Here is a 15,964-nt window from a genome sequence, read left to right as displayed (position 1 = left end):
AGGGATGTGGCACAGATGCTGCGGCTAAAATAAATCTATATCAGCAAGTAAGGCTTCAGTTGAATGTTAGGGTGCACATGAATTTATCCAATCTCGAACAACAAATTGGCCTGGAAGGCAGTAATCAGCTACCGCCAGTGGAAAAATGGCATCCTGAGCTTAGCGGCGATATGGACATGGTGATCCGCAAAGATGGGTCCTGGTGGCATGAAGGCACAAAGATTGAGCGAGAAAAGCTGACGCGTTTGTTTGCCAGTATTTTGCGCAAAGAAAACGATGATTTCTTTATTCTGACGCCGGTAGAAAAATGGCGAATTCAGGTTGAGGATCTACCGTTTGTGATTACTATGATTGAACAAAAAGCCGATCATATTGAAGCGATTACCAATACCGGTGATTTATTAATAATCAGCAGTGAGCATCCACTCGAATTATCTGAGCTGGATGGCGAATTAATTCCAGAAATTGAGGTGCGTAATGGATTAAAGGCACGCTTTTCCCGTAATGCTTTTTATGATCTGGCGGGGCTGGCTATGGAAAAGCCGCAAGGAAGCGGCGGGTCTGATTTTGTGATCAATTCAGCAGGGGCTGAATTTAAGATAGGCTGAGCTGCAATCAAATAATGATGCTTTTTTAGCCACCGCATCTGTGCCACATCCCTGTGGCTAGATACTAGCGCGACATCCTGTCGCTGTTTTAAAAAGCATCATCATTCGCTTGCGAAAAATTAAACGGCCGGAATATTCCAACCTTTAATAACCGCAGGGCGAGCGGCAAAACGCTCAATATAAGCTAAAACATTTTTAAAGCTCGCCAGTTCAACTTCTTTCTCCGCTTTATAAAACTTCGAAATCGTTTGTAACCATGGCGCGATGGCAATATCAGCGATGGAAAAATCACCGGCAATCCAGTCTTGATCCGCAACCTGTTGGTCAACCACATTTAATAAGCGTTTTACTTCATTGTAATAACGTTCACGTGGACGTGGATCTTCAATATCTTTGCCGCCATAGGCGTGGAAGAAGCCCAGCTGTCCAGTCATAGGGCCAATGCCACCCATTTGAAACATCAGCCATTGGATGATTTTGGCTTTTTCTGCAGCGTTGCTGCCAAGCAGTTTGCCGGATTTCTCTGCCAAATAGAGCAAGATCGCTCCGGACTCAAACAGTCCAAGCGGTTTGCCATTGGGTCCGTTTGGGTCAACGATAGCCGGAATTTTATTGTTTGGGTTGAGGGATAAGAACTCTGGGCTTTTTACATCTGCATCTGATAGCTGAACAAGATGGGGTTCGTATTCGATGCCCATTTCTTCAAGGGCGATCGAAATTTTTACGCCATTGGGGGTTGGGTAAGAATACAGTTGCAGGAAATCGGGGTTGCTGGCCGGCCAGCGCTGGTTGATTGGGTAATCAGATACGGAAAGATAGTCTTGCTGTGCGCTCATGAAAAATTCCAATAAAACGATAATGATTTGGTTGGAATTATAGTGGGTGTTGTTGGTTTTATTCTCAATCGCTGAAAATGGAACAATTCATTTTGACGAATTTGGCGATTTAATGGAACTTTTCACCATTCCATAGATAGAGTCTGGATATTGGACAGGCATAAAAAACGGCGCTTCTTTTCAAGAGCGCCGTTTTTTTTAGCCAATAAAAGCTAGCTTACATGTTCGGGTAGTTAGGACCGCCGCCACCTTCTGGAGTAACCCAGGTAATGTTCTGTGATGGGTCTTTAATATCACAGGTCTTACAGTGTACGCAGTTCTGAGAGTTGATCTGGAAGCGTTTGCCGTTTTCGTCTTCAACAATCTCGTAAACACCAGCAGGGCAGTAGCGTTGAGCTGGCTCGTCCCATTTCTCCAGGTTGACACCCAGTGGAATGCTGTTGTCTTTTAAGCGCAGGTGACACAGCTGGTCTTCAGCGTGGTTCACGTTACCGATAAATACCGAGTCCAGCTTAGCGAAGCTGATTACACCATCCGGCTTCGGATAGTCGATCTTCTTGCACTCAGACGCAGGCTTCAGGGTTGCGTGGTCTGGCGTGGTATCGTGCAGGGTAACCGGGATCGGGAAGATGTTCTGGTCGATGAAGTTAAATGCGCCACCCAGGAAGGTGCCGAATTTGTGCATCGCCGGGCCGAAGTTACGGCTGCGGTGCAGTTCCTGCCATGCCCAGCTGTCTTCGAAGGCTTTGGTGAACTCAACGATTTCATCGTTAGCACGGTCAGCTTTCATTGCTGCAACCACTTGCTCAGCCGCAACGATGCCGCTCTTCATTGCAGTGTGGGTGCCCTTGATCTTGGAGAAGTTCAGGGTGCCGGCGTCGCAACCTACTACCAGGCCGCCAGGGAAGGTCATCTTAGGCAGGCAGTTCAGGCCGCCTTTGGTGATTGCACGAGCGCCGTAAGATACACGCTTGCCGCCTTCCAGGTATTTTTTGATCACCGGGTGGTGCTTCATGCGCTGGAATTCGTCGAACGGGCTCAGGTGTGGGTTGTCGTAAGACAGGTCGGTAATCAGACCAACAACTACCTGGTTGTTTTCTGCGTGGTACAGGAAGAAACCACCAGAAGAGCCAGATTCGCTCAGAGGCCAGCCAGCGCCGTGCAGTACCAGGCCTTCTTCGTGCAGCTCTGGGTTGATGTCCCACAGCTCTTTAATACCGATACCGTAGTGCTGAGGGTCTTTGCCTTCGTCCAGCTTGAACTCAGAGATCAGTTGTTTGCCCAGGTGGCCACGACAGCCTTCTGCGAAGATGGTGTACTTAGCGCGCAGTTCCATGCCTGGCATGTAAGTGTCTTTCTGCTCACCTTCTTCAGAGATACCCATATCGCCAGTGATGATGCCTTTAACAGCGCCATCTTCAACGATGTATTCTGCAGCCGGGAAGCCAGGGTAGATTTCAACGCCCAGGTTTTCAGCTTGTTCGCCTAACCAGCGAGCGAAGTTACCCAGCGAAACGATGTAGTTGCCATCGTTGTGCATTGGCTTAGGAATTGCCCAGTGCGGAGCTTTGGTTGCTTTCTCTTCGCTGGTCAGGAAGTAAACTTCGTCACCTTTAACCGGCGTGTTCAGAGGTGCGCCCAGCTCTTTCCAGTTAGGGAACAGCTCGGCTAAAGCACGATCTTCGATTACCGCACCCGACAGGATGTGTGCGCCAACCTCAGAGCCTTTTTCTACCAGACATACTGCAATTTCTTCACCGGCTTCTTCGGCCAGTTGCTTGATGCGGATTGCAGTAGACAGGCCCGCAGGACCGCCGCCGACGATAACTACGTCGTATTCCATAACTTCACGTTGCATGGTGTTCTCCTCAAACTCAAACGGAACAGCTCACGGTGCTGTTCATGTGTTCGGTGTTAACACTTTTATATTGGCCCGTTAGTAAACAAAACTGTAAACATCAAACGGGCGTTTGAATTTCGGCATTATACGTCGGTGTTTTTACCAAGCAACTGATTTCACGGGAAAATCGCGCAAAAGTTGCCTGATGCAGGCAAGAAAGGGGCGGATATTGGACATGCTATTGACGCTTACGTCAAACATCCCAATAATGTGGCGCGCTGGAAAGGGGCTATTCCGGTTTCATCTTATGGTGTGGCATCGGCCTCTTTATTCATCCACCAAGATAATTACGAGGAATCTATGAAGGTTCTTGTCGCTGTTAAACGCGTAATCGATTACAACGTAAAAGTACGCGTAAAGCCTGATAATTCTGACGTTGACCTGACCAACGTTAAAATGGCTATGAACCCATTCTGTGAAATCGCAGTGGAAGAAGCTGTTCGCCTGAAAGAAAAAGGTGTTGCTTCTGAAGTTGTGGTTGTTTCTATCGGTCCTAAAGTAGCTCAGGAGCAAATCCGTACTGCTCTGGCTCTGGGCGCTGATCGCGGTATTCTGGTTGAAACTGAAGAGAAGCTTGAGTCTCTGTCTGTTGCCAAGCTGCTGAAAGCCGTAGTTGAAAAAGAACAGCCTCAAATCGTTCTGATGGGTAAGCAAACCATCGATAGCGATAACAACCAGACTGGCCAGATGCTGGGCGCTCTGACTGGCATGCCTCAGGGTACTTTCGCTTCTGAAGTTGCTGTAGATGGCGACAAAGTAAACGTTACTCGTGAAATCGATGGCGGTCTGCGTACTGTAGCTCTGAACCTGCCAGCAATCGTAACGACTGACCTGCGTCTGAACGAGCCTCGTTACGCTTCTCTGCCGAACATCATGAAAGCTAAGCGTAAGCCGCTGGACATGACTTCTCCGGCTGACCTGGGTGTTGAAGTTGCTTCCACTCTGTCTCTGGTTAAAGTTGCGCCGCCTGCTGAGCGTTCTGCTGGCATCAAGGTTGCTGACGTTGCCGAGCTGGTCGACAAACTGAAAAACGACGCGAAAGTGCTTTAAGGAGACTATGTAATGACTATCTTAGTAATCGCTGAGCACAATAACGCTGCTTTAGGTGCTGCAACTCTGAACACTATCACTGCTGCTAAAGCAATTGGTGGCGACGTTGAAGTGCTGGTTGCTGGTTCTAACTGTGGTGCTGTTGCTGAAGCAGCTGCCAAAGTTGATGGCGTAGCTAAAGTACTGGTTGCTGACAATGCAGCATACGAGTATCAGCTGGCTGAAAATATGGGTGAGCTGGTTGCTGAGCTGGGTAAAGGCTATAGCCACATCCTGGCTGCTGCGACAACCACTGGTAAAGACTTCCTGCCTCGCGCTGCAGCTCTGTTAGACGTTAACATGCTGTCTGAAGTTATTGGTGTTGAGTCTGCAGATACTTTCTCTCGTCCAATCTACGCTGGTAACGCTATCGCAACTGTTAAGTCTTCTGACAGCATCAAGGTGATGACTGTTCGTGGTACTGCATTCGATGCAGCTGCTACTGAAGGCGGTTCTGCTGCTGTTGAAGCGGTAGATGTTGCAAAAGACGCTGGTATCTCTGCTTTTGCTGGCGAAGAGCTGGCTAAGTCTGACCGCCCTGATCTGACTGCTGCTGACATCGTAATCTCCGGTGGTCGTGGTATGCAGAATGGCGACAACTTCGAAATGCTGTACAAAGTAGCTGACAAGCTGGGTGCAGCGGTTGGTGCATCTCGTGCAGCAGTTGACGCAGGTTTCGTTCCTAACGATATGCAGGTTGGTCAAACCGGTAAAATTGTTGCTCCAGGACTGTATGTTGCGGTTGGTATTTCCGGCGCAATCCAGCACTTGGCTGGTATGAAGGACTCTAAAGTTATTGTTGCTATCAACAAAGACGAAGAAGCGCCTATCTTCCAGGTTGCTGATTTCGGTCTGGTTGCTGATCTGTTCGAAGCAGTTCCAGAACTGGAAAATGCTCTGTAATATCAGTAGCTTAGAAAAAACCCGGCTATTGCCGGGTTTTTTTATGTCATCGAGTTGTCATTTTTTGGTAATAAGGTAACGTACTCGTTCAAATTGCTCTGCCCGAAGGAAATCTCTCTTGAATATCACAGTCGTAGGAACCGGCTATGTTGGTTTGGTCACAGGTGCTTGTTTTGCGGAAATGGGAAACGCCGTAACCTGTGTTGGTACCGACAATCAAGTAATCACCCGCCTGAATGATGGACAATCTCCGGTATTTGAGCCGGGGCTGGATGCCATGATTCAGAATAACAGCAAAGCAGGGCGCTTATCTTTCTCGACCTCTCTGACTCAAAACTCAGATGTGTACATTATCGCTCTCGATGCTCTGGCTGGTGAAAATCAACAAGAGACCGTGCTTCACTGGGCTGCGTCCATTGCGGCTGTGCTGGGCAATTACGCACTTATTGTTAATAAATCCGCTGCGGCTGTTGGCACAACTGACCAGATACAGCAGGTCGTTGAAGAAACGTTAGCTGGTCGTGGTGTCAGTGTTGAATTTGATGTGGTATCCAATCCGGAATTCCTTAAAGAAGGCGTCGCTATCGATGACTTTATGCGTCCGGACCGGATTGTTGTTGGTGTCGAAAACCAACGAGCGCGGAACGCAATGTCTGAACTGTATCAGAGCTTTTCGCGCAATCATGACAAGCTGATGTTTATGGGTGTGCGTGATGCGGAGATGACCAAATACGCAGCCAGCGCCATGCTTGCCACCAAAATTTCCTTTATGAATGAAATTGCTAATCTGGCTGAGAGCGTCGGTGTTGATATTGAGCAGGTCCGTAAAGGTATCGGCTCTGATAGCCGAATCGGTTATTCCTATATTTACCCCGGGTGTGGTTACGGCGGCTCATTTGTACCGCAAGACGTACAAACCCTGATTCGTATGGGTCAGGAGAATGGTTGTGAAACCGGCATTCTGAACAGCATCGAAACCCGCAATAACCGTCAGAAGCAGCGTTTGTTTGAAAAACTAAAGCAGCGTTTCGGTGATGATATGACTGGCCGCACGATTGGTTTATGGGGGCTTGCGTTTAAGCCGGGTACAGACGATATGCGCGAAGCCAGTTCTATTGAGTTGATAAACAGTCTGCTGGAGGCCGGCGCCAAGATACGCGCTTACGATCCGGTGGCAATGGATGTCGCAAAACTGCACTTTCCTGACACAGTTTTCAGTGAAGAGCGCATTGTTTTATGCGAGCATCAATACGACGCATTAGCCGATGCTGACGCAATGGTGTTGGTGACTGAGTGGAAACCGTTCCGCCAGCCGGATTTTAATGCGATCAAAAAACTTCTGAAGCAGCCTGTGATCATTGATGGACGTAATCAATACGATCCATACAGCCTGAAAGCACAGGGCTTCGACTACAGCGGCATTGGCCGCGACCAGTTAGGGTAAAACATGACAGGCGCAGTAACCAGTGAGCTGGACCAACAAGAATTAGCAGCTCCAGATCCTGTTGAGGCGGAAGCTTCAGCGAGTGAATTAACGTCTCCTCAGAGCACTCATATCAGTACACGTATCCCGTTTGGATTTGCCAAGCGCTTCGGTGTGCTGGTTGAAGGTTCGACAGACCAGCTTATGGTGCTTCACAAAGAAGGCATTCGTGCCGACGTTATTATGGAAGTTCAGCGCTTTCTTGCGGCGCCGTTTCGCCTTGAAGCCATCAGTGACGATGAATTCGATCGACGTTTAGGTCTCGCTTATCAAAGCGACAGTTCTGAAGCGATGGAAATGGTTGAAGGTTTGGGGGATGAAATGGATCTGGCCAGCCTGGCCGATTCTGTTCCTGAAACGGAAGACCTTCTAGAGCAGGAAGGTGATGCACCGATTATTCGCCTGATCAACGCACTGTTAACGGAAGCGGTTAAAGAAAGTGCGTCTGATATCCATGTTGAGACTTACGAAAAGCGTCTGGTTGTGCGCTTCCGCGTTGATGGTGTACTGCGTGAAGTGGTGCAGCCGAAGCGTGCCCTGGCGGCATTACTGGTGTCACGTATTAAGGTAATGGCGAAGCTTGATATCGCTGAGAAACGTGTTCCTCAGGACGGCCGAATCGCTTTGCGTATCGGTGGTCGCGAGGTGGATGTGCGGGTGTCGACCATGCCATCACAACATGGTGAGCGTATTGTAATGCGTTTGCTGGATAAGCAAGCCGGTCGATTAGGTTTGGCTCAGTTGGGCCTGGCAGATCGCGATCTGCGCACCCTGCGTAATATTATCTCTAAACCGCACGGTATTATTCTGGTTACCGGCCCAACCGGCTCCGGTAAAACTACCACGCTTTATGGCGCGTTATCCGATCTTAACGAAACCAGTCGCAATATTCTGACCGTAGAAGACCCGGTGGAGTACAGCCTTCCGGGTATCGGTCAGACTCAGGTGAATACCAAGGTTGATATGACCTTCGCCAAAGGTCTGCGGGCGATTCTGCGTCAGGATCCGGATGTGGTGATGATTGGTGAGATTCGTGACCTGGAAACGGTAGAAATTGCGATTCAGGCATCGTTAACCGGTCACTTAGTGTTATCAACGCTGCACACCAATACCGCGGTGGGTGCAATCACCCGACTGCAGGATATGGGTGTTGAGCCGTTCCTGCTGTCTTCATCCATGGTGGGTGTGATCGCTCAGCGTCTGGTGCGTGTGTTATGTGACGATTGTAAAACGGCTGCACCGGCGGATGCTTCTGAATGCGAAGTATTAGGTGCTGATCCGGCAAATCCGCCGCTGATTTATCACGCGAAAGGCTGTGATAAGTGTAACCAGTTGGGTTATCGCGGACGTCAGGGTATTTATGAAATCATCGAAGTTGATGAGCAAATGAAAACCTTGATTCACGATAAAGCTGGTGAACAAGAGCTGGAAGAGCACGCACGTGCTTCTGGCCCGAGTATTCGTCAGGACGGTATTCGAAAAGTACTGACCGGCAGTACAACCATCGAAGAATTATTGAGAGTGGCCAAGGGCTGATACAAGGATTAGAACATGGCTGCTTTTGAATATCAGGCGCTGGATGCTAAAGGCAAACAGCAAAAAGGTGTACTCGAAGCCGACAGTGCCCGCCAGATTCGTCAGCAATTGCGCGATAAAGGCTGGATGCCGCTGTCTGTAGAAGCGACCACCAACAAACAAAAAGGTGACGGTGGGGGTGGTTTCTTTAATCGCGGCCCATCTCTGTCTGTACCTGAACTGGCTCTGATCACCCGTCAGCTCGCGACTCTGATTGCTGCGGGGCTGCCAATCGACGAATCGCTGCGTGCGTTATCTGAGCAAACCGGAAAGCAAAAAATCAAAGCCATGATTCTGGCGATTCGCTCCAAAGTGCTGGAAGGTTACACCCTGGCGAAAGCGCTTGAAGAGTACCCACGGGCATTTCCTCATTTATATCGCTCAACCGTTGCTGCCGGCGAACACGCAGGTCACCTTGATGGCGTGTTAAATCGCCTGGCGGATTACACGGAATCTCGTCAGGAGTCTGATCAGAAGATTAAGCTGGCAGCTATGTATCCGATCATTCTGACAATTGTTGCGATCGGTATCGTTGTTGGTCTGTTGACCTATGTTGTGCCGGATATCGTTGAAGTATTTATTAAAAATGGTCAGGAGCTGCCTGGTTTAACCCAGTTCATGCTGAATATCAGCCACCTGATCAGCAACTTTGGCCTTTATATTCTTGGCGGTACGATTGGTGGGTTGATCCTGTTTAACCGGGCGTTGAAGAAAGAAGCTTTCCGGCGGAAATTCCATCGTTTTGTGCTGACAATCCCTGGTTTGGGTGGTTTCGTGCGTGATGCCAACACCGCGCGTTTTGGCAGCACATTGGCGATTCTTACATCAAGTGGCGTGCCTTTGGTTGAGGCAATGCGTATTGCCAGCCAGGTTGTTACCAATTTACCAATACAGGCGGCGTTAACTGACGCAACCGTTGCTGTGAGTGAAGGGGGCAGCTTGCACCAGGCCCTGGGTGATACCGGTCATTTTTCCCCGATTATGCTGCACATGATTGCCAGTGGTGAGAACAGTGGTGAACTGGACTCAATGCTGGCGCGTACTGCACAGCAGCAGGAAACCACGCTGGAAAATACCGTATCCGCGTTAGTTAAAATTTTTGAGCCCATGATGCTGTTATCCATGGGCGCGATTGTGGCCTTAATCGTTGCCGCAATCATGTTACCCATTCTCGAATTGCAACAAATGGTTCAGTAGGAGCAAACAACAATGCAAGTTAATGCACAAAAAGTTAAAGGTTTTACCCTGTTAGAAGTGATGGTCGTACTGGCGATTATTGGTGGCATCATGGCCCTGGTTGGTGCGAATATTCTTGGCTCAGCCAGTGAAGCTAACATCAAAACCACCAAGAGCCAGATGAAGCTGATTGAAAGCGCACTGGATCTGTACAAACTGGATAACTACCAGTACCCAACCACTGAGCAAGGCCTGGAGGCGCTGATTACTAAGCCAAGCAGCTCGCCTGAACCTAAGAACTACAAGTCCGGCGGTTATATGAAGGGCAGCAGCGTGCCAACGGATGCCTGGGGTAATGAGTTCATCTACTACCGTGAAAAAGCCAATAAATACGAAATCGTATCTATGGGTGCGGATGGCGTAGAGGGTGGTGAAGAAGATGGTGCAGATATCAGCAGCAACGATTAATCGTTGATATTTTCATGATGACGGTTTATCGCAAGCAGCAGGGTTTTACCCTGCTGGAAGTATTGGTGGTGTTGGCGATCATTGGCGGATTAATGTCGATGGCCACGCTCACGGCCAGCAGCAATCCGGCTGAGGATGAAACCCGTCAATATGCCCGTCAACTTACTGTATTGCTGGAAGCGTATCGCGAAGACGCGGTTTTTCAGAATGTAGACTTAGGATTAGCAATGACATCCCAGGAGTTGTTATTGCTGTCCTACAACGATATTCACAGTGAAAGAGTCAGGAGTCTCGACGCTAAAGAGCGTGCAAAAATCGAAAAAAACCCCTGGCAATCGCATAGTGAAGGTACGCTAAAAACCAGCCTCGAAGCACCGGAAGAAGTTGAGATGGTGCTGTACGTTGAAGATGAAAAGATTGATTTCGACGAGCTGGTCGATGATAAAATCGGGCCAAAGCCCGCGCTCCTGTTCCTCTCCTCAGACGAATACACGCCTTTCCGCCTTGAGCTCAGCCACAATAGTGACAATAACTTTGTCGTGCGCTTAAAAGGCGACGGTTTCAGTGCATTATTTACTGAAGTGGAGCGTTATGAAGGTTAATCAGCGATCGAAAGGTTTTACGCTACTGGAAGTGATGATCGCAGTTACGGTATTTGCCGTTATTGCTACCACCATCAGTCAAACCACCAGCCAAAGTGTTAACAATCTGTTGTATCTGCAGGAGAAAACGCTGGCTGCCTTCGTTGCAGAAAACAAGCTGGCTGAAATCCGCCTCGGTCCATTCCCTAATGTTGCAAATTCCAACGATGTTGTTGATATGGCCAGTCGCGAATGGCGAGTAAATACCAAGATTGAGAATATGGACCAGGCTAGCCTGAGAAAAATCACCATTTCAGTAGCCAATGCTCAGGATAAGGATGCCAATTTGATTACTCTTGAAGCCTATCGGGGGAAGTATTGATGCATCTTTCCCGCGGTTTTACGCTACTGGAGGTGTTAGTTGCTGTGGCAATTACTGCAATGCTGGGTGTTGGTGCCAGTCAATTACTCCGCAGCGTCATCGACACGAAAAGCTCCACAGAAATAACGTCTGAACAGCTCACAAGTCTGCAGCGGTTTAATCAAGTGCTTAGTCGTGATATCGAGCAGTTCATTAATCGCTCCATTAGAGATCAGTACGGCGATTCCCAATCCGCCCTGATACTGGAAAATGGCGACTATCCAATAGAATTTACCCGTGCCGGTTGGCGTAATTCTCCGATCGCAAAAGATCCACGCTCTACGCTGCAACGCGTCGCATATCGTATGGAGTCGATGGATGATGATGTATGTAAGCCTGCTCGTGAACGACTGCTGAAGTGGGGAGTTGCAGAACCGGAAGGTGATTGTCTGGTGCGCTATTTCTGGCGGGTACTGGACCGTTCTACTGATTCCGAGCCTGTATCACAGGTTGTGTTAGAGCAAGTTGAGTCTTTAGAAATCGATCTTCTGGTTGAAAAATTAAGCCAGCAACAAGATCAGTCAGTGAAAGTTGATGGCAGAGACTGGTACTCAGCCTGGCCTGCATTGCAAACCGCAGGTCAAGGGCAGGAAGTACCGAGGGCAGTACGCTGGCGCTTTGAATTGCCTCGCCTGGGGGATATTGAACGCACCTGGCTAATCGCCTATGGCGGAGGGAGCTAATGCCTGGTTATCGTAAGCAACAAGGGCTGGCGTTAATCACGGTGTTATTGGTATTTGCCATCGTAACCCTGCTGGCAACCAATATCATTGATCGTCAGGCGACCGACGTTCAGCGAAGCGCTAATATGTTTACCTTCCAGCAGTCACGTGCACTGACGTACGCCGCTGAAGAAGCAATTCGTGCGGTTTTATACGAAGACTGGAAAGATGACAAAACCAAGGACACTCTGAATGATCACTGGAATGGCTTAGGGCAGAATAAAACCGGTATCCATGGCCCATATCAAATAGGTGACGGTAAGATAACCGGATACATTATCGACGCCCAGGGGCGATTTAACCTGAACAGCTTGTCAGCTAAATCTGCGAATAAGGCTGTGCAGCAGCAACGTTTCAGTAACCTGCTTAAGTTGCTGGGGCTGGATACTCAATTAGCCAGCAGTGTCAGTCGCTGGATGGACAAAGAATCGCAGGTTGATAATGTTTATGAGGCACTCGAACCGGCGTATCGTGCTGCATATCAGGGCTGCAGCCATACATCAGAACTGTTGTTGGTTGAAGAGTTTTCAGCAGAGGCTTACCAGAAACTACTCCCATACATCACCTGTTTGCCGATCGAGGTGCAACTTAATGTTAATACAGCCAGTGCAGCAGTACTTGCTTCCCTCGGTAATGAGCTGACACTTCAGGACGGCGAATCGCTGGTTAACAGCCGCGGCAAAGACGGTTTTGCCAGTCTCGATGATTTCTGGAATCAGGATATTCTCAAGCGATATACTGAGCCACAAAATACCGGCAATGATAACAACCAGGCTGAGTCCAAGTGGCAGAAGGGTGACTTTGCCATTCTTACTGAATATTTTGAATTATTTGCAAGGGCAGATCTGGCTGAGCGTTACGCAACCAGCGAAATTTTAATTAAGCGCGATAAAGGTGATGGTCGTACGAGTATCGTTTACCGGGACTATTCACGACGTGAACAAAAGCCCAAGGCACAAGTGCCTGGGCAACAAAATAGCAATACTAGCCAGTATCAGACTGGCTCAAGCTAACCAGAGACAACATCATGGAAACAAAAAAAGTTCACTGGCAGTCCCATACCGGACAATGGCTGATCGGTGACATAAACGACAATCTCACTGAGCAGGGAGTCGCTCTCGACAAATGGGCCGATGAGCTGCCGGATCTTACCCAGGTGCGCCTGGTGTTGAGTGCTGAGAATTATTCGACACACTGGTTATCCATGCCCGGCGTTAACAATCGTAATCTGGCGAAAGCACTGCCGTTTGCGCTGGAAGAGTCGTTAATTGACGATGTCGAAAACTATCTGATCGTCCCGGCGGGCAAGCACAACAAAAAAGTGCGTGCCTATGCTGTGGCGAGAGACTTAATTGAGCGTCTGATTCAGGAGTGTGAGCTGCACCACGTCCAGGTGCGCGAGTTAATTCCTGAGACTCAGTTATTGCCGGTTCAGAACCTGATGCGCCGCAGTGGTGATGGCTGGCAAATTATGCTGCCAGGTCAGTTTGAAGGCTGGGTGCACGATGTTGCTCTGACGCCGGTGCTGGAGAATACACTGGATGAATTTCAGGCTGAGCACACTTCAGTCTGGGCGCCAGCGCTTGACCAGGCGCAGTTGTTAAAGACCTCGCTGGAGACCGGATACGGTGACAGCTTTGAAACCATTGAGGTGACTGCAACGGACGGCAATAGTCAGGTCCTTGCGGCGCTTGAAAACAAGCTGGTCAATCTGTTGGTTGGCGAGTTTGTCGTACGCGAAGTGAAGGAAGACAAACCGGCGGTATGGTGGCGTCCGCTGGCGGCCGTTGCAGCAGTATGGCTGGTCGTTTCGACAATCTACCTGTATATCGACAACAATATGCTGGCCGAGAAAGAAAAGCAGGTTCGCCAGGCAAGTGTTGCGTTATATAAGCAATTATTCCCGGGTGAGCGCATTCGTAACCTGGATCGTCAGTTTCGCGAACACTTGTCTGGTGGCAGCAGCGACTCCGGTGATGGTTTTATATCTCTGATTAATACCACCTCGCGGGTGTATGCAGCCAAAGGCCTGCAAAAATCCGTTCATTTGCAGTCTATCCGCTTTAACGATCGTCTTAATGAATTGGTGGTGGAAGTTAAAGCCTCAAGCCTTAATGAACTTCAGATGCTGAAGCAGGCGCTGGAGCAGGAGGGGCTGGTTGCTGAGGTGGCATCGGCGACTAACGACAAAGATGGTGTGAAAGGCCGTCTGAAGATTGGAGGTGCCGCATGAGTAAGGTTCAGGAAATCACCCAGCAAATCACTGCTCAGCCACAGGTTCAGGCTGGCATTCAGTGGTATCAGGCGTTGTCTGCGCGGGATCAGCTGATCGTTCGTGGCGTTGGGTTATTTGTTGCTCTGGCGTTGGTGTTTTTAATTGTTTATGCACCATTGATTAAAGATCAGCGTTCGCTGGAAGGGCGACTGGATCGAGCGGTCGCCAGTTACAACAAAATTGCGCAGAACGCGCATAAATTCGGCGGCGCAGGAACTTCTTCGGGTCCGATATTGTCTGTGGTTACACAACAAGCCCGACGCAGTGGTATTACGCTGAGTCGCTATGAGCAGGACGGTAAAGGCCTGCGCATCTGGGTAGACAAGGTAGCGTTTGATGAAGCTATCGCCTGGCTGGAAGAACTTCAGGCTAAAAACGGCATTGCTGTTAGTCAGATTAATATTGAAAGAAAAGACAATCCGGGCTGGGTAGATCTTCGAGCTACACTTAGCCCATAGCACTCAGAGTCGATCCCTCGCGATGCTGTTCTGGGTGTGCTAAATACTCTGTGAGGAAATTGGATAATGAGTCACGATTTTGAATTGTTGGTGATTGGCGCGGGTTCTGGTGGAGTGCGCGCCTCTCGTATGGCTGCTGCTAAAGGGGTTAAGGTGGCAGTAGTCGAAAACCGCTACCTGGGTGGCACCTGCGTTAATGTCGGCTGCGTGCCGAAAAAGCTGTTTGTTTACGCCTCTGAGTACTCTGAAAAATTCCAGGAAGCCAAAGGCTTCGGCGTCGAAGGTGAATTGAAGTCGTTTGACTGGCCGACACTTCGGGATAATAAGTCTAAAGAAATCAGTCGCTTAAACGGTATTTATAACAACCTGCTGGATAACTCCGGCGTTACTCTGATCAATGGTACTGCCAGTCTGAAAGATGGCCACACGGTGGACGTTAATGGCAAAGAGTACACCGCCGATAAAATTCTTATTGCGACTGGTGGCTGGCCATTTAAGCCGGATGTTCCTGGTGCCGAACATGCGATCACCTCGAATGAAGCGTTTTATCTGGAAGAATTCCCTAAGCGTGTTGTGGTTGTGGGTGGTGGCTATATTGCGGTTGAGTTCGCTGGCATCTTTAACGGGCTGGGTTCAGAAACCACACTGATGTACCGCGGCGATCAGGTTCTGCGCGGCTTCGATGAAGGCATTCGTAATTTTGCCGCAGAACAGATTGCAGCAAAAGGCATCAATGTTCTCACCAAAACAGACATAGAACGTATTGAGAAACTGGATGATGGCGAACTGCTGGTTCACCTGAAATCGGGTGGCAATATCGTCACTGACGCTGTGATGTATGCGACAGGGCGTCGTCCGATGACTGATGGCCTGAATCTGGAGCAGGTGGGTGTGGATACGCGTGAGAACGGTACCATTATCGCCGATGATTTCTTCCAGACCTCTGTACCAAGCATCTATGCGCTGGGTGATGTTATTGGTACACCTGCGTTAACTCCGGTTGCTCTGGCGCAGGGTATGAAGCTGGTTGCCAACTTCTATGCTGGTGACAATACACCGATGGATTACAGCAATATTCCAACGGCTGTTTTCTGTCAGCCGAACATCGCAACGGTTGGCTTAACCGAGGAAGAGGCGGTTGCTGAATTTGGTGATGATCTGACCGTGTTCGAGTCCAGCTTCAAGCCAATGAAACATACCATCAGTGGTCTACCTGAGCGCAGCATGATGAAGCTATTGGTGCAAACCAGTACTGATAAGGTCATCGGAGCTCATATGGTTGGGCCGGATGCCGGTGAAATCGTGCAGGGTTTGGCGGTTGCAATTAAGGCAGGAGCGACCAAGGCGGTATTTGATTCAACGATTGGGATTCACCCAACGGCAGCGGAAGAATTTGTCACCATGCGCTCACCACGCAGCTGATTTTTATCCCTGCTGGCGACCAATAAAAAAACCGGTATTCAAGATAT

16 protein-coding genes are annotated in these 15,964 nt (G+C 49.2%); 14 read left to right on the top strand and 2 right to left on the bottom strand.

The features are described 5' to 3' along the window. Positions 1-77: 77 nt before the first annotated feature. Positions 78-608: a DUF1285 domain-containing protein gene (locus ACOQOZ_RS03960; RefSeq protein ID WP_420590983.1), complete on the top strand. Its 531-nt coding sequence runs from the start codon at positions 78-80 to the stop codon at positions 606-608. Between the two features lie 119 nt (positions 609-727). Here the strand turns inward: ACOQOZ_RS03960 and ACOQOZ_RS03955 are convergent, their stop codons facing one another. After that, the gene (locus ACOQOZ_RS03955) at positions 728-1,444 is read right to left on the bottom strand and encodes a glutathione S-transferase N-terminal domain-containing protein (protein WP_420590982.1); all 717 of its coding nucleotides are present in this window, start codon (positions 1,442-1,444) and stop codon (positions 728-730) included. Positions 1,445-1,661: 217 nt separating this feature from the next. Then, positions 1,662-3,302: an electron transfer flavoprotein-ubiquinone oxidoreductase gene (locus ACOQOZ_RS03950; RefSeq protein WP_420590981.1), complete on the bottom strand. Its 1,641-nt coding sequence runs from the start codon at positions 3,300-3,302 to the stop codon at positions 1,662-1,664. A gap of 342 nt (positions 3,303-3,644) precedes the next feature. Between ACOQOZ_RS03950 and ACOQOZ_RS03945 the strand changes: the two genes are divergently transcribed. The 13 genes from ACOQOZ_RS03945 to gorA all read left to right on the top strand — a co-directional run bounded on the left by ACOQOZ_RS03945 (position 3,645) and on the right by gorA (position 15,917). After that, complete coding sequence (locus tag ACOQOZ_RS03945) at positions 3,645-4,394, top strand: electron transfer flavoprotein subunit beta/FixA family protein (RefSeq protein ID WP_420590980.1); 750 nt, start codon at positions 3,645-3,647, stop codon at positions 4,392-4,394. A 12-nt stretch (positions 4,395-4,406) separates the two neighbouring features. Beyond that, complete coding sequence (locus tag ACOQOZ_RS03940; protein WP_420590979.1) at positions 4,407-5,336, top strand: electron transfer flavoprotein subunit alpha/FixB family protein; 930 nt, start codon at positions 4,407-4,409, stop codon at positions 5,334-5,336. A 118-nt stretch (positions 5,337-5,454) separates the two neighbouring features. Next, positions 5,455-6,780: a UDP-glucose dehydrogenase family protein gene (locus ACOQOZ_RS03935; RefSeq protein WP_420590978.1), complete on the top strand. Its 1,326-nt coding sequence runs from the start codon at positions 5,455-5,457 to the stop codon at positions 6,778-6,780. A 3-nt stretch (positions 6,781-6,783) separates the two neighbouring features. Beyond that, the gene (gspE, locus tag ACOQOZ_RS03930) at positions 6,784-8,355 is read left to right on the top strand and encodes a type II secretion system ATPase GspE (protein ID WP_420590977.1); all 1,572 of its coding nucleotides are present in this window, start codon (positions 6,784-6,786) and stop codon (positions 8,353-8,355) included. A 15-nt stretch (positions 8,356-8,370) separates the two neighbouring features. Beyond that, entirely contained in the window at positions 8,371-9,591 is a 1,221-nt protein-coding gene (gspF, locus tag ACOQOZ_RS03925) for a type II secretion system inner membrane protein GspF (protein ID WP_420590976.1), read from the top strand. 12 nt (positions 9,592-9,603) lie between these two features. Then, positions 9,604-10,038: a type II secretion system major pseudopilin GspG gene (gspG, locus tag ACOQOZ_RS03920; RefSeq protein ID WP_420590975.1), complete on the top strand. Its 435-nt coding sequence runs from the start codon at positions 9,604-9,606 to the stop codon at positions 10,036-10,038. Positions 10,039-10,052: 14 nt separating this feature from the next. Beyond that, positions 10,053-10,640: a type II secretion system minor pseudopilin GspH gene (gene gspH, locus ACOQOZ_RS03915; RefSeq protein WP_420590974.1), complete on the top strand. Its 588-nt coding sequence runs from the start codon at positions 10,053-10,055 to the stop codon at positions 10,638-10,640. Then, a complete protein-coding gene (gene gspI / locus ACOQOZ_RS03910; protein ID WP_420590973.1) occupies positions 10,630-11,001 on the top strand; it encodes a type II secretion system minor pseudopilin GspI in 372 nt (123 codons plus the stop codon). The genes gspH and gspI overlap by 11 nt, the downstream gene beginning before the upstream one ends. Continuing rightward, complete coding sequence (gene gspJ / locus ACOQOZ_RS03905; RefSeq protein ID WP_420590972.1) at positions 11,001-11,723, top strand: type II secretion system minor pseudopilin GspJ; 723 nt, start codon at positions 11,001-11,003, stop codon at positions 11,721-11,723. Before gspI ends, gspJ begins: the two co-directional genes overlap by 1 nt. Further along, the gene (gspK, locus tag ACOQOZ_RS03900; RefSeq protein ID WP_420590971.1) at positions 11,723-12,775 is read left to right on the top strand and encodes a type II secretion system minor pseudopilin GspK; all 1,053 of its coding nucleotides are present in this window, start codon (positions 11,723-11,725) and stop codon (positions 12,773-12,775) included. The genes gspJ and gspK overlap by 1 nt, the downstream gene beginning before the upstream one ends. 14 nt (positions 12,776-12,789) lie before the next feature. Further along, complete coding sequence (gspL, locus tag ACOQOZ_RS03895; RefSeq protein WP_420590970.1) at positions 12,790-13,995, top strand: type II secretion system protein GspL; 1,206 nt, start codon at positions 12,790-12,792, stop codon at positions 13,993-13,995. Next, positions 13,992-14,495, top strand: coding sequence for a type II secretion system protein GspM (gene gspM / locus ACOQOZ_RS03890; RefSeq protein ID WP_420590969.1), 504 nt, complete (start codon positions 13,992-13,994; stop codon positions 14,493-14,495). The genes gspL and gspM overlap by 4 nt, the downstream gene beginning before the upstream one ends. A 66-nt stretch (positions 14,496-14,561) precedes the next feature. Beyond that, on the top strand, positions 14,562-15,917 hold the full coding sequence (gorA, locus tag ACOQOZ_RS03885; RefSeq protein WP_420590968.1) for a glutathione-disulfide reductase: 1,356 nt from the start codon (positions 14,562-14,564) through the stop codon (positions 15,915-15,917). Positions 15,918-15,964: the final 47 nt, after the last annotated feature.

This window comes from Bacterioplanoides sp. (assembly GCF_965219715.1).
GTDB lineage: Bacteria > Pseudomonadota > Gammaproteobacteria > Pseudomonadales > Oceanobacteraceae > Bacterioplanoides.
The sequence above is the reverse complement of the archived record's forward strand: the minus strand, read 5'-3'. Positions and strand labels throughout refer to the sequence as shown.

Bases quoted from the DNA above. Each gene is read 5' to 3' on its own strand.
- gspG (WP_420590975.1), top strand. From the start codon at position 9,604: ATGCAAGTTAATGCACAAAAAGTTAAAGGTTTTACCCTGTTAGAAGTG.
- gspJ (WP_420590972.1), top strand. From the start codon at position 11,001: ATGCATCTTTCCCGCGGTTTTACGCTACTGGAGGTGTTAGTTGCTGTG.
- ACOQOZ_RS03940 (WP_420590979.1), top strand. From the start codon at position 4,407: ATGACTATCTTAGTAATCGCTGAGCACAATAACGCTGCTTTAGGTGCT.
- ACOQOZ_RS03950 (WP_420590981.1), bottom strand. From the start codon at position 3,302: ATGCAACGTGAAGTTATGGAATACGACGTAGTTATCGTCGGCGGCGGT.
- gspK (WP_420590971.1), top strand. From the start codon at position 11,723: ATGCCTGGTTATCGTAAGCAACAAGGGCTGGCGTTAATCACGGTGTTA.
- gspL (WP_420590970.1), top strand. From the start codon at position 12,790: ATGGAAACAAAAAAAGTTCACTGGCAGTCCCATACCGGACAATGGCTG.
- gspI (WP_420590973.1), top strand. From the start codon at position 10,630: ATGAAGGTTAATCAGCGATCGAAAGGTTTTACGCTACTGGAAGTGATG.
- gorA (WP_420590968.1), top strand. From the start codon at position 14,562: ATGAGTCACGATTTTGAATTGTTGGTGATTGGCGCGGGTTCTGGTGGA.
- gspH (WP_420590974.1), top strand. From the start codon at position 10,053: ATGATGACGGTTTATCGCAAGCAGCAGGGTTTTACCCTGCTGGAAGTA.
- gspF (WP_420590976.1), top strand. From the start codon at position 8,371: ATGGCTGCTTTTGAATATCAGGCGCTGGATGCTAAAGGCAAACAGCAA.
- ACOQOZ_RS03960 (WP_420590983.1), top strand. From the start codon at position 78: ATGAATTTATCCAATCTCGAACAACAAATTGGCCTGGAAGGCAGTAAT.
- gspE (WP_420590977.1), top strand. From the start codon at position 6,784: ATGACAGGCGCAGTAACCAGTGAGCTGGACCAACAAGAATTAGCAGCT.
- ACOQOZ_RS03945 (WP_420590980.1), top strand. From the start codon at position 3,645: ATGAAGGTTCTTGTCGCTGTTAAACGCGTAATCGATTACAACGTAAAA.
- ACOQOZ_RS03955 (WP_420590982.1), bottom strand. From the start codon at position 1,444: ATGAGCGCACAGCAAGACTATCTTTCCGTATCTGATTACCCAATCAAC.
- gspM (WP_420590969.1), top strand. From the start codon at position 13,992: ATGAGTAAGGTTCAGGAAATCACCCAGCAAATCACTGCTCAGCCACAG.